Annotated in this window: 9 protein-coding genes, 1 other RNA gene and 1 pseudogene; 5 read left to right on the top strand and 6 right to left on the bottom strand. The window is 52.5% G+C overall.

The window, feature by feature from the left end; genetic code table 11:
• Position 1 precedes the first annotated feature (1 nt).
• The 4 genes from NED97_RS22905 to NED97_RS22890 form a co-directional block, all read right to left on the bottom strand.
• Positions 2-784: a hypothetical protein gene (locus NED97_RS22905; protein WP_252491065.1), complete on the bottom strand. Its 783-nt coding sequence runs from the start codon at positions 782-784 to the stop codon at positions 2-4.
• Positions 784-4,176: a hypothetical protein gene (locus NED97_RS22900; RefSeq protein ID WP_252491064.1), complete on the bottom strand. Its 3,393-nt coding sequence runs from the start codon at positions 4,174-4,176 to the stop codon at positions 784-786. Before NED97_RS22900 ends, NED97_RS22905 begins: the two co-directional genes overlap by 1 nt.
• Positions 4,173-4,916: a hypothetical protein gene (locus tag NED97_RS22895; RefSeq protein WP_252491063.1), complete on the bottom strand. Its 744-nt coding sequence runs from the start codon at positions 4,914-4,916 to the stop codon at positions 4,173-4,175. The genes NED97_RS22900 and NED97_RS22895 overlap by 4 nt, the downstream gene beginning before the upstream one ends.
• A 128-nt stretch (positions 4,917-5,044) precedes the next feature.
• Complete coding sequence (locus tag NED97_RS22890; RefSeq protein ID WP_252491062.1) at positions 5,045-5,908, bottom strand: hypothetical protein; 864 nt, start codon at positions 5,906-5,908, stop codon at positions 5,045-5,047.
• 342 nt (positions 5,909-6,250) lie between these two features.
• Here NED97_RS22890 and csa3 point away from each other — a divergent pair, with 342 nt between their 5' ends.
• The 3 genes from csa3 to NED97_RS22875 all read left to right on the top strand — a co-directional run bounded on the left by csa3 (position 6,251) and on the right by NED97_RS22875 (position 8,180).
• Complete coding sequence (gene csa3, locus NED97_RS22885) at positions 6,251-6,895, top strand: CRISPR-associated CARF protein Csa3 (RefSeq protein WP_252491061.1); 645 nt, start codon at positions 6,251-6,253, stop codon at positions 6,893-6,895.
• Between the two features lie 120 nt (positions 6,896-7,015).
• Positions 7,016-7,579: a hypothetical protein gene (locus NED97_RS22880; protein WP_252491060.1), complete on the top strand. Its 564-nt coding sequence runs from the start codon at positions 7,016-7,018 to the stop codon at positions 7,577-7,579.
• 133 nt (positions 7,580-7,712) lie between these two features.
• Positions 7,713-8,180, top strand: a complete 468-nt coding sequence (locus NED97_RS22875; RefSeq protein WP_252491059.1) for a hypothetical protein — start codon at positions 7,713-7,715, stop codon at positions 8,178-8,180.
• 12 nt (positions 8,181-8,192) lie between these two features.
• Here NED97_RS22875 and NED97_RS22870 read toward each other — a convergent pair.
• A pseudogene (locus tag NED97_RS22870) lies at positions 8,193-8,472 on the bottom strand (hypothetical protein); the annotation flags it as partial.
• 29 nt (positions 8,473-8,501) lie between these two features.
• Positions 8,502-10,787 carry an ATP-binding protein gene (locus tag NED97_RS22865; protein ID WP_252491058.1) on the bottom strand — a complete coding sequence of 762 codons (2,286 nt, stop codon included), beginning with the start codon at positions 10,785-10,787 and terminating at the stop codon, positions 8,502-8,504.
• 289 nt (positions 10,788-11,076) lie between these two features.
• On the opposite strand from NED97_RS22865, the gene NED97_RS22860 reads away from it, so the two are divergent.
• Positions 11,077-12,108, top strand: a complete 1,032-nt coding sequence (locus tag NED97_RS22860) for a transcription initiation factor IIB family protein (protein WP_252491057.1) — start codon at positions 11,077-11,079, stop codon at positions 12,106-12,108.
• 124 nt (positions 12,109-12,232) lie between these two features.
• An RNA gene (locus NED97_RS22855) (hammerhead ribozyme type II) lies at positions 12,233-12,299 on the top strand.

Genomic DNA, 12,299 nt, shown 5'->3' with positions numbered 1-12,299 from the left:
GTTAGATGCTGAGTTCGACGACGCTCTGCAATTCGTCAACGGACAACAACTCACCCGCGATATCTTCCGAGAGTGCGCGTAGTTTAACAGTCTTGCCGTCAGCTAACCTCTTCAAGACCTCGATTGTGTCGTCACTCAGTCCGTGAGTTTTCTGGAACTGATTCCAATCGACGACCAGTCCGTCTTCCCACTGCTTCTCGAGGCCACGCCAATCGGACTCGAGGACCGAAATCTCCTCGTCGTCGTCCCAAATACGCTTATTGACAAAGGTCTCGATATAATCGAGTGTTCGTTGAGCGTTCCGGGACCCACTAACTAGGCGCTGAACGTTTTTTGCGGATTGGACTCGAGTGTTCCACTGATCTTCTATATCACGAAGATCATCTTTAACAGCCTCGGTTGCTTGTTCTACTTGTCCCCCAATCGGTCGAACTTTTGAAATATATTGGTCAGTTTTCCCCTCGGCAACCAGTTCGTAGCAGTAATCTTGGTCGTGGTCGACAACCGAACGAACTCGGCGTCGGGCATCGTTTACGTCGCTAAGGCTCGACCGGTCCTTCTCATCAAATACCGTTGAGAGAATTGCGGTATTAAATTCCATATGCTCAACACGGCGCTCTAATCGACCGAGTTCAGTCGTTATCTTCGATAAGTCATTCAGATACTCCGTTTTTTTCTCTTCGAAGTTCGTCGCTTCTTCGTATTTGTCGGCTTTCGATTCAATGGCTTCGACTTCTGATTTGAGTGCGTTCCTTGCACGGACCGTTTCTGATGTTTGTCCCATTAGTGCTCACCTCCGATGACGCCCTCGACTGCAGAACGCTGCTTCAGTAACTTCCCCATCTCGTCCGATTTTCGCACTTCGGTCTCGAGTTTGTCCCCCGTCTCAGGAATGTCGACCTCCCGAGTCGCTTGGATCATCTCGTCGATCGCTTCGTAAATCTCCCATTCGACACGTTGGTCACGACTCTCCTCGAACCGATGGAGTAGGGCAATAAGTTCAGGTCCACTCTTCGATTCGATGTCCCGGAACGATTCAATGTCCCTCTTGAACTCCGTTAAGTGAATTCCGTCCTCACTCTCGAGCACTTCTTTCTGTTTCTTCCATCGATCGTTAGCTGTTCGCTCGAGAGTGCCAATCGACTCATACAGCGTGTTGTACAGTTCCAGCAACTCGGGCACATTGTGGGATTCGTCGAACCACTGGTCGATTCGTTCGACGCTCTTCGTGATGTGTTCGACATCACTCGCGCCCAGCGAATTCAGTTCCTGGGCGTACTCTCTGACTCGTTTGAATAGTGTTCCGAGCTTGACGTGTTCTGTGGAGGTCCTTGAAGTCCTGATTTTGTAGGCATCAGGAAGATCACTCGAATCGATATACATCGCCTCAGTGACGTACGAAGAAGGATCCTCGGCGACTCGATCGTATGCACGCGAGAGTCGCTCGTCGTCAACGAAGTTCTCTTTCAATTTAAAGAACCCCTCAGCAAGATCGAGAGGGGCACTACTCGATTTCGTTAGCGTACCGTGCGCGTCGAAGAAGCTATCTGTTCTCTTGAACCTCTTGGTTACTGGATGGTCGTAGTCCTTCGTTGCGGAATATTCCTCGAAAACCAGGCTTCGGGAAACGTCGGTGACTCCTTTGCCAACGTTGTGCAGGAGATATTGGGCAACGATGATGAATTCCTCGATGGTCCAACCCTCTCCACACTTCTCCAGGCACTCCTCGATATCTGCACGCATTTGTGCCCGGAACTCGGCAACCTTGTCATCGACCCATCCCTGTACAAGATCGTAATTCAGGTTATAGCGATCTTCACGGGGTAGATCATCGCTCGAACTAATTCCAGACCACAAGAGCGGCTTGTATATCGAATCGTGGTCGGTCCCGAACGGCAGCTCGATACTAATTCCCGTTCGTTCGTCCACTGATTGGATTGAGACTGGTGTCGCGTTTCCTCGAGAGTAGTATATCCCTGCGACACCCGTCGCCGAAGCGTTTGGATTTGCGAGACGAGTCGGGTCATGCCACAACTCCAAAACGTTTGCAGCACCCTCCTTGAGGGTACCTGAGCTATCGTACTTTTCGCCATTTTTGAGCCACTGTTGGTATTCGTGGAGTCGTTGTTCGACCTCGTCATCGTCCAGTTTCGTATCTACAGGATAGATACTGTCATCGACAACTGGAATCGTGAGTTCGTTCTCCAGTTCGTCGAATTCACCATTGATCGTCATCCGAGGCGCTTTTGCGCCTGTGACTTGAACTGTGCCATCTTCGTCACTTTCTCCGACAAATTCCCCGTCACGGTAGATCCGTACTCCCTCAATTGGTTCCCCGTTTATTCGAGTCGTGACGGTAACTTCCTCTCCTTGTGCAGGCTGTGACGGGTCTGCAGTTAGTTGTAGAGAGTCTGTTCCGACGGTAAACTCAATAGTATCGGCTAACTGTGCCTTTTTGGCTATGATCGTGACCTCCTGTTCTTCGTCTGGCAGCTCTACCGCAAGCGTTCCATCGTCCTCCGTAAATCCGATATGATCACCATTTAACTCTACTTCGACATCGGACTCCGGACGGGCATTAAGCGTTGTTTCGATCGTAATCTCTGCCCCAGGTTTGATTGTTCCACCCACTTGCTGAAGGTTAAATGTCGTTTGTATCGTACCGCCCCCTTCTCGAGGGAGAACGATGTCCGACTCCGTTTTCGAGATCGTCGACGTTGGAACCGGGATATCGAACGTCTCGAAGATCCCTCGTGGGATCCGAATGTCGCCATTGGCTGTTGGAATGCCGTACCATTTTGCCAACGATTGAATGGTCGTTGGATACTCGAGTGAAACCGGCGTTGGGAACTGCTTTACGTACGGGTTTCCGTCGATCGCTTCGAACGGTGGGGCCGTCGCATTGAGACATTCCTTCACAATTCGAATAAGGAGGAGGCGTGGCGTTCGCCGCTCATTTCCGTCCTGAACGAGGTTTTCGTACGATTGCCGAACGAACTCGGCGTTGAACGGGTACAGATCGTCGAAGTCGCTATGTGGAATCTCGACGCCGGGATCCATGTCCGAGTCCTCTCTAATCACGGAGAGATATTTTCGGGCGAGTTCGACCGTCACGTCCTCGGTCAGAAAGTACGCCTGACCGGAGTCGTCGGTCGTACTGAGGTATCCCTCTGCCCGGTCTTTCATGTATGTGTACGTGTCCTCGCTCGTTCCAAGGGCTTTGCTCAGGTCGTCCTTCTCCCATCCCGTCGTCCACCCCAGAACGACGTCGTAGTGTCCACTATCGAGTTGGAAGATGTGATCGAGGAGTTGCTCTTTCAACACGCTGAACGTTGTCAGATCCTCACAGATCAGAACAGGACGGAGCCCTTCCTCCACATACGCATCCGAGATGGTTTCTAATTTCTCCTGGAAATCCCCGACGTTGAGTTTCGACGAAAGTTCATCATGAAGGAATCCTCGAAGTGCGGGAAAGATCGTATCTCCACCTCGAGCCTGATTGAACGCAGCGAGCGACAGTTTCCGGTAGTCGTCCTCCGAAATGAGGTTCGGTATCTCCCTTTCACCGTCGCTCTCTACCGCTTCCTGATATTTTCTAATATTGTCCTCGAGAATCTCCTCGAGATCGACGCCGTTCTGGCGCTTTTCAACGAGCTTTGAAACCTCGTCTGGAGTGAGCATCTCGAGAGCCGTCGGAGCATAGGCCTCAAGATTGGCCACCATCGCACTCGCAACTTTCTCCGGGTCGAGTTGGTCGACATTACCGACCTGAATGTCGATATCTACTGGCTCAGTGAGAATGTCGATGATGTCGCTAATTTGGGTCTGACTCCGTGACACGTGGAGGGCGATGTGTGTGTCATCGACTCCAGATCCACGGCTCTCCCCGATTTGGTACTCTAGCCACTGGCACAACTGGCTCTTTCCGGAACCCGTCTCCCCTCGGAGAATGAAGATCCGGTTGTCGTCCATCACTGACGACTTCAGGACTGCATCCCGGAACTCGGCCTGTGTGACGAAGTCGTCGGTAGTCGAATGGGGAAAGAGGTACTCCGCCTCGATCCTGTCGATATCTATATGTGTTCGTTCGAACTCTTCTTTCGACTTCTGATGGGACTCGGCGGTCAGATATCGTTTGACAGCCTCGTTGTCCCAGTCGATCGGCATTGTAGTCATTGTGAGACCTCCGTAAATCGCTCGAGCGGGTATCTGGTACTTGCAGTGCGGTTCGACGGGAGTCCGTGAAGTTCGAACTCTTTTATAGCAGGTTCCTCGTGGTGCGAGTGCGTCGAGGGAAGTATCACTTCGTTCTGGGCATCGGCCATTCCTCGAACGTCGATAGCGTCTTTATCCATGAGATTCTGCAGCGTATCGGTGACTCCCTGATGGAGACGAGGGGTTCCTGGGCGGTCGATTCGGACCGACAGAAAGTGCTCCTCGATCCACGCGACGGCCTCGCCAAAGTCGGTCGACCCTTCCGTTTCGTGGAACGTTTCGAGCAACTCGTACAGGAGTGTTCGAGACGGACTCAGAACGAGTTCACGAGTATCGACGAACGATAGGGCCCCAATGCCTTCGTACAGCCGATACCACATGTTCACTTTCGTCTTGTTCCAATTTATGTACTCTAGATCGCGCTTGAGGTAGGTTACGAGCAACTCTCGATCGAGGGTTCGTGGCGAGTTCTTGAACGCGATTGCCTGTGCTCTCGCGAGGTGATCTTGTGGCTGCTCTTGGTGGTGGAGATGGTGGAGAAGTCGCGCCTCGAACGAGAGTTCCGGGAATACGTCCTCGTTCACCCGTTCCACGACTCGTTCCTCGGGCCGTTCAATCAGGTCGATACCGTGTAGGAACTTGAGGCATCGCTCGAGGTGGTCGTCATCGTCCAGTACGAATGCATCTCGAAGCGATTTCACGGTCGTTGCCCCGGACCCGTGCTTCGATAGTGTCTTGCAGATTTGCTTCAGTTCAGGTGGCCGAACTGTGTTGTAGTTGACGAGCGTTTTCTCCGGCTTTCCATCCGCCTCTCGGTAGTTATTGGCTGTCATCGGTACTGTGGGTTGCGTTGTCGATACGTTTCTAGTTCTGTTTCATCGTAGTTGCACACCTGCAAGGTTTCGAGAATGTGGTTGGCCACTTTCTGGGTGTCGCCGCGTTCCATCCACGATCGCAGTGCCTCCCGAATGTGTTCAGAATAATCCTCAAGGACGCTCTCGAGATCGTGTCGAAGGAAGTATTCGACGGATTCCCAGACCGGACTCTGTGACGGCGCCTTCGTATAATCGAATAACTCCTCGATCGACGACGCAGGTGCGCCTTCGCGGTTGTGAATCGTCGATGTTGCGTGAAGGAACAGGTTCCGCGTTTCCACGACCGGAAGTCGTGAGTCGAGGTACTCTCTCAGGAACGTATTCGAGAGATGAGCGTAATCTTTCACGGTCATATCGACGAACTCATCGGGAAGTGATTTCCCCGGTTTCTTGGTGTACGTCGGCGTCGTCGGTGAAACTGTATCCGTAACGAGGACGTACTCTCCCCCTTCCTCGATCGACCGTCTCACCAATCGACGGACGAGTTCTTCCTCGCCGTACTCCGTGATCCCTTCTTGCGTAACGATATGCACAAGCGGGAATGAGAGGTCGTCCACGCGTTCGAGTGCCGCTGCCGGCTCCGTGGGTTCGTAGTCGACCATCTTGTACTGATTATCCCAAATCTCAGCGTGGATCACCGAATTGAATCCGAAGAGTTGGAAAAACGGTACCGTTCGTAACTGCGCCCTCGCATGCTGTCCTCGTTTCTGCAACTGTGAATCTTTGACAACGATGGTCGGCGAGTACGGCTCAAGAAAATCACTGAGCGTCCTTGCAAACCCGTTCTCAAATCCATGGTGCCAATTTTGCGTTTCCATCGGTAGTGTTGTAACTCTCTCTGTGTTTTGTGCATAACCCACTCATTGATCAGTGGATCCTCCCCCGTCTCTTGGAATTTACTCTATCTGGTCAATCAACCACGACGACACACCATAGTAGTTTCGGCTATCAGATAATTACTTCATTTGTGTGAATAATTGGTAGCGTGTCCCGCGGGACCGAGTCATCGTCTATAACTCACGGCAGCAGATACAACCCCAGAAGTATAACTCAAGCACTACGGTGTGATGTCCAACCCAGTTCTCTGGAATGCATATTGCTGTATCCCATGGCTTTGAAACGGAACCACTATTTTGGATTGCAACCCATAACCACTGTGCATGCGCACTTACGTTTCTACGATCGGGTTCGACAGTACTCGAGTTACTCGTCCAATCCTGACAAACGGCCTTGAACAAGGTGATCGAATCGTTCTCCTCCAACCGAACGATCAAAACGAGTCCTCTCGAGCAAACGAGGCCGTCGCGGATGTCGAACGGTTAGTCGAGGAATTACAACCCAGTACAACTGTCGACCGAGTTGAAATACGTTACGACGCGTTTCACACGGCGATCGGTCAGTGTTCGTCGCTTATAACCAACCAACAGGGTGAGATGGTCGTGGTACTGGGAGGTGGTGCGAGGGATATCTATCTGCCTCTCGCACTAGCGACATTTGTGCACAAGCACGATGTTGACGCAGTTTTACAATTTAGCGATATTGATGGTTCCGTTACTGAATTAGTGTTCCCTGATCTTACGGTTTCCCTTTCCGATAGACAACTCGAAATCCTCTCCTATCTTGCGTATTTAGATTCTGATCTATCTCTTTCGGAACTCTCCGAAGAGACTAATATCGCAAAAAGTACTGTAACAAGACATGTATCTGAACTAGAGGAATTAGGATTTATGTACACAGAATATCATGGAAAGAGAAAGTACGTATCCATAACTGATGAGGGAGTGTTATATCAAGAAATATATTGAGTTACTTTTGTGTGATTAATCTGAATATAGAGTGAGATCGGCCCTGACAAGTGAAAACACCATAGAAAGAATTTCTTAGCCAAAGGAACTTTCTTACCGAAACAACTTTACATATGCGATATGGGAACCTCGACAGCGGAAGCCGAGATCTTCTTGCCGCTCGCAGATTGGCTCGACGACCGCGGCTACGATTTCTTCGTCCACGTTCCAGAGGTGCATCAGTCTCGCGAGGGCTACTCTCGACTCTACGATCAGTATCCGTCCCACTCCGTCTCAATCGGGCCGTACAAACCTGACGTCTTGGGGTACACCCCGTCGAACCGCGTGTTTGCGATCGAGGTGAAGGGGACCGAGAATCTCCGGAAGGGGCTCGGACAGGCGATCAGCTACCAGCGCGGTGTCGATCACGCGTACCTGGCGGCCGACCGGACGAAACTGAACCGGGTGCACGATCTCGCGCTGAGCAAGGGCATCGGCGTCTTCGAAGTCGATCGTGACGTACGGGACGTAGCGGAGAAACATCCCTACGCGGCGGAGATGAAGGATCTACAACACGCGCCATCAGCTGGAGAGCATGTACGTGACTGGCAACCAGCAATCACGGCGACTCCCGAACTACACCAATCCGCTGAACCAGTTGATGTCGGTGGTCGCGATCGGTGGACACGATCGAACCACCAGTGACGAGATCGGCGACCTGGTGGAGGAGGCAGAGTACCCGTACCGTCGCGCGTACAAGCGGATGCTTCGCCTCGCCGAGTACCTCGGCATGATTCACGAGCAGAGTGATGAGTATCGCCTGACGTAACAGGGTTCGATGGGGTGGACGCTGTTGCAGAGCTATGGTATCGAGTCGGTTGCCGACCTGAAAACGCTGAAAGAACGCGGTCCGCTCTATGAGAATCACCCTTCGATCGCGACGTACCTCCGGAATCAGTTCGTATCCCTGTTCGAGGTTCTACTTCGACGAGGCGGTGACCGAGTCTCTATTCAGGAACTGTGTACGACGCTGATCAACAATTATCCGAGCACCTTTCTGAATCTGGTATATACGGATTCCGACGGCGGCGATGCGCCGTACCTTATCGAACAGGGCCGTGGTGACGAGATTTACGAGGATCCCGACTACCTCAAACGGATCGTTCACAGCCATTTCATCTCGAACACGGCGAGTCAATTGAAGAGCCTCGGCGTTCTGGACCGGGACTCGCCCGTCATCGAGCCGAAGGCAGCGCTGGAACCCGAGACCGATTACTGGTATCCTCGAGAGTTTCAGTTTGGCTGAGCATGACGAAGATCAGTACTGGGGTTCGAAGGTGAGTTCGGTATGAGCGTACGAATAGGAGTCGATACCTGCCTCGTCACAGCGTGAACCAAGACCAGCCGGGGGAACACGTCTGTTTGCCTAATTCTTTCTCGAGGTGTTTGAGGAACGCTATAGCGGTGTTTCGGTCGTCGGTATTGTCCGCGACCTTGAGAACAACGGCCAGATCTGGATCGTCGTAGTCCGGCTTGATCACGTAATCGCCTGGCGTGAACGGGTTCTTAGCGTACTCAAAATTTATATGTTTGTAGGTGTCTCGGTTGGCTTTGGGTTAGGTTCCGATCAGTTTTTCATCTTCTGTCCCTGTTCGGCGACGAAGTTGGCAACTCTGAGACGTTCGCTGATGTGCTCAATCAATGCGTCGTCTTCTTTGAGCGTCTCCTCGTCAAGATCTCCAACGAGATCTGAGTGTTGCTCACAGAATTCCGCGAGAGTAACTCGGCTTGATTCAGCACCCCTTTCATCTGTAGTCGGCGACTCACGATCTGCCTTTTTTCCTGGAGCAGATTGTTCGCCCTCCTTCGTGCTGTCATCTTTCGTAGGCGATGCGGAAGGACCGTCGTTCTGTTCTTTGATGAGTGGTTTCTGTTTGCTACCATCGTCAACCGTGGAGGCGTCCTGCTGTTTGCGGTCCGATTTCCCAGAAGTAGATTTAGAGGAACCTTCTTTCTCGTCATCTTCTTTTGCAATCGGTCCACCGGTTTCCAACCGAAGGATCGGGCTATCACCGATTTCGAAGGATTCGACATCCACGTCGTCAGCTGCTCCTATTGCCAGTTGAGCGTGATATCTTGGGACGGCCCAAACCGGATCCTCAGTCCGACGCGTTTCACTCGTAAAGGTGCGGTTGGCGGCCTTGACGATCTGATCAATCAAATCCTGGACATCATCACTCCCTTCGCTGTTGATGTTGTAATTGTCAGTATCTGGGAGGTCGCTCACTTCTGTGAGGTACTGAGCAATCGTTTGGTAGTCACCAGTAACGCTGTGTGCGTCGGCAACGAGTGTTACGGGATCGTTGGAATCGAGCATCTGCTCGGCTGTCTCGTGAGTGAATTCCTTGTTTTTGATGTCGAAGTACCGGTCTACGAATCGTTTGCCAACTAATGCCTCATAGGTGGGTCGGGCCCATTCTGGGTAGTGTTCCCCACTGAACCCGCCAGTGCCTTCTGCTATCGAGATATCAGACATCGATTCGGCGACAACACCCAACCGCGCATGGGTATCAGCAATCTTCCCGAGACGGTCGATGGCGTCGTAGTCGTTTGATGGTTTATAATGGATCCGTACGTGACCCACCTCTCCGCGTCGGAGTTTGCGTTGTTTCTTCCCGATGCCGATCTCCTCGATCTCCCCGCTGTTGGCTGCGTAAGGGCTATCGGCGCTATACGGTTCAATGACTGCGGGACTGTGGACGAAATCACCAAACGTTCCATACCGACTCGCACTCATATGGCGATCTGCAACTCTGTCGAGCCACCAGAACACGCCTTTTCCTGGCTGTGGAGTAAGTGTCCAGTGGGTAGGCTGAAGCCTGCTCTTATCCGCCGACCACGGCAAGTCGCTAGCATCGCCAAAGAGTTCGACTTCGATTCGGAGTCGTTTGTTTTGGGATGGATTGAACTTCCGAAGTGTAAGGCCGAACCCACCTGTTTCATCAGTAAGATTTCCTTCAACCAGTCTGTTCTGGCAGAAAATATACGTACCAGTACGGTGCCGGTTTCCTTTGCGAAGTACGCCGATCGTGATCTGTGCTTGGACGGTAGTTCCGTTGTTCGTGAACTCAAGGCCGGTGAACGTACGAGGGTGTAAGCCATCGAGCCATGGGGAGTAACTCCATTCGACTGGTTCTGGCGTTTCAATCTGTTCGCCATCGAGTTCAATCGTCATATTGAGCGGAACATCGGGATCTGACCGGAGGAACTTCTGATACGTAGTGGCGAGCCACTCCTTAAGCCCATCTCGACGTTCTTCCCAGTCGAAATTCAGATCGTGAATCTCAATAACCGTCTCTCCGGGTTCGAGATCTGCAGGTTCTAGTTCGAACTTCCACTCTGATGCGTCATCGTCTTCGTTGTCTTCGAACCACTCACTAGGAACGGTGTACTCCCATCCTTCGTCCTCATCATGGTGTCTGCTGGCGATTGTGAACTCATTTCCTAACCGCCGGAGGGCACGTTTGGCACCCAGACCAAATGTACCGACATATTGTTCGTCTGCACCTTCGTCACGACTCCGTCCGATGCCCATGAATATGCCTGCATCGCGTCTGCGGACTCCGCCAGCCGGGTCTTGGTAGACGAGAACTTCGTTTCCGTCGATCTCTTTCAAGTCAAACGAGATATTGACGTTTTCAATTCCGGACAGAACAGCGCTGTCACTGGAGTTATCCACAAGTTCGCCGACTGCAGACTCAACACTGATATCTGATGCAAGGCTGTCATAGGAGCGCCGAGATGGCATCGCGTGTGCGTACTTAATCCCTTCAGGATTATCAGGATCCTCTATATGGCGGCTTTCGTTGTTATCTTGTTCCCCTTTGCCGTGTTCTGTATCGCTGGAAGTCATACCATCTGTTAGTATGCCGGGGCACTACTTAAGCAGTAACCATTTTCCCCGTCAGCGCAATCTCAGTTGGACTCCGTCTACAAAGACCGCGTACATGCATAGTACCGATAGGCCTATTTCCAATTGTAAACTATTGGTGTGTTGCCACTATGGCTGCTTTGTAACTCAGGAGTTACAGTGGGCTTCGTAACTTAGAGAATCTGGGTGAAATTGCATGATCTATAGCCACATACACTCGGCAAAATGGCTTGGATACGATTTATATACCGGGAGATCATACTTACAGGTGATGTCTTCAAGCGATAGATTCACCGACAATGATGAGAACGGAGATTATGCGAGCGACGAACATGATTCTGGGTGCCCCGAGTGTGGTGCAGGCACGACCGTAGACCGATACGAGGTGGTCTGTAGTGTGTGTTCCCTCGTCGTACGGGGGGCGATGGCAGACCCCGAGGACGAGCGAACGTGGCAGCAGTCGCGCTCGGGAGACGTAACTAACCATCGAACACAGGCGGCAACTGTTGTTAGACACGACAAGGGTCTCGGTTCGTGTGTGGGCAACCAGCGGGATGAGCCAGGAAAACGGTATTACCACGAGCTCGACCCTTCGACTGGAAACATACGGAAGGTACGGCATCCGAAAACCCTCCGTGATATTCATGAGCGTACATGTAGGCCGACCAATACGAACGCATTACAGTATGCGCTCTCGGAGGTCGCGCACCTAGTCGCTCAACTGCACCTTCCCATTTACGTACACACAGAGGCTGCACGGGTCCTCCACGGTGCACACGAGAACAACGAGGATGCAGACCTGTTTCGACAATACAAACCAGAGGTGTGCGCAGCAGGGGCGGTCGGTATCGCCGCGGCCGTCCACCGAACGCCTCGGGAATGGGAAACCATCGCCGAGCACACCGACTTCGATTCTCATACGATTCAACGGACACAGATGCTGATTCGCTCAAAAACGTGCGTTCGGAAAGACGACAACCCCAGCACTCGGCTGGTAAAACCGCGGGACTTTGTTCCACGCTACGCAGCAGCGGTCGCTGGAGCGGTTGACGACGAACCTGATGGCCGTCACCTGCCGTCGGTGCTCGCGACGAACGGTGAAGCACTCCTCGCTGAAGCGATGGACGCCGACCCAATGATAGACAACGGCCGCAACGCAACGTCCCTGGCCGCGGCGGCGGTCTACCTCGCGGGTCAGTCCTCCGCGGTTTCGATTTCCCAGCGGCTTGTGGCCGAGGTGCTCCTCGTCTCTCGTCGGGCAATCAGCGAGCGTTCCCGCGATATCAGAAACGCACTCGAGTAACACGACCATCCGACTGGTTTTCAGTCGGATATGAATCGACCGGAGAACGGGCGCGCGTACAGGGTGGTTTGGGAGTAAACGGCGACGCCAGCGCCGTTGGAACGACCGTCTGTTTCTACACAACCAGCGAAACGCCTTCGTTGAGGCGTCGGCGATGATTGGGCCCATCGCCCTGATGAGCACTGCCCATC

It is taken from the genome of Natronococcus sp. CG52, from assembly GCF_023913515.1.
Classification (GTDB): domain Archaea; phylum Halobacteriota; class Halobacteria; order Halobacteriales; family Natrialbaceae; genus Natronococcus; species Natronococcus zhouii.
Note: the sequence above shows the minus strand (reverse complement) of the source record. Positions and strands in the feature narration are given on the sequence as shown.